This window comes from Insulibacter thermoxylanivorax, assembly GCF_015472005.1.
Lineage (GTDB): Bacteria > Bacillota > Bacilli > Paenibacillales > DA-C8 > Insulibacter > Insulibacter thermoxylanivorax.
This window is the reverse complement of record NZ_BMAQ01000062.1, coordinates 1-1,148: the sequence shown is the minus strand read 5'-3', so window position 1 is coordinate 1,148 and position 1,148 is coordinate 1. Positions and strand designations below refer to the sequence as shown.

At 48.3% G+C, this 1,148-nt stretch carries 2 protein-coding genes; both read right to left on the bottom strand.

All coding sequences use genetic code 11. The features are described from left to right. Nucleotides 1–92 precede the first annotated feature (92 nt). Nucleotides 93–686, bottom strand: coding sequence for an anti-sigma factor family protein (locus PRECH8_RS14315; protein ID WP_200967767.1), 594 nt, complete (start codon nt 684–686; stop codon nt 93–95). Nucleotides 687–795: 109 nt separating this feature from the next. Then, the coding region (locus PRECH8_RS14310) for a sigma-70 family RNA polymerase sigma factor (protein WP_200967766.1) at nt 796–1,148 on the bottom strand (353 nt) is incomplete at its 5' end.

Below are 1,148 nucleotides of genomic sequence, written 5' to 3'. Positions count from 1 at the left end.
TTAGTCCACAATTCCATCGTCAATCCTCCACCCGGACGTTTGCTTTCTTCAACTTCATGAAACCTTCATGAAATTTGAGTTCTTTCTCTATTTTATACAGTTCCAAACAATCCCGCAATCTTATACCATAACCAGTCAAAAAGCTGATTCACCGTCGTAATGCGGCCGGCGATATTGGCAGTGGATGCTGTATACGTACCATCTATGACAACCAGATTGCCCATCACTCTGCCCTCGACGACCACCTCGCCGTTCTCGACAACAAGATCCCCTTGGATCGTCTCACCTGCTGGAACGATGACACGATTGCCCACAACTTGGATCTTATCAAACTCCGCTGTGCTGATCACCAGTTGATCGTCTGTATTCCACAAAGCAGCCAAGCTGCTGAACATAACCACGATGAAGATAACCGCAGCAGTAAGTGCCGGATGACGCTTCAGCCAATTGATCGCCTTGCGGCTCTTCAGAGGAGCTGGAAGGCTGTTCATGATGCGATCCGTCAGATCAGGTGTATCGACATGCTTCAGCATGCGAATGCGCTGTTCCATCATCTCCAGCTGTTTAAACAATCGACGGCAGTTCGCACATGTTCGCAAGTGCTGATCCAGCGTTGCCTGAGCGGATCGATCCAAGAGTCCATCCAGATATTCATGTATGCAAGAGACGGCTTTTTTGCATTCCATCTATAAGCCTCCCCTTTCACCTACGCAATAAAAAAATCTCTATACCATCATTCATACGAATCAGAGACCTTAATGTTTCAGACGATCCCGACCGACCGCACCTGACGACTCACCCAAACTGTTCGTCGCTGTTGATCTTGCCGCGCAGATATTCTCTGCCTCGATGAAGCCGGGTCTTGATCGTCGTCACGGGCATGTCCAGCACTTCGCTGATCTCTTGTAACGACATGTCATGCAGATAACGCAGGATGACTATGGATTTATATTGCTCCGGCATCTGATCAATCGCATCTCGAACTTGCCGCCTCGTCTCAGACAGCACCAGCTGATTCTCAGGAAGCTCCTCATCGCCAGTAGGCATGATATCATAACCGTCAGCTTTGTCCGAATCATACAAGTTCGCATCGAGCGACATGTTTTTCTTGCGCTTTCGCTTACGAAGATGATCGATACATAGATTCG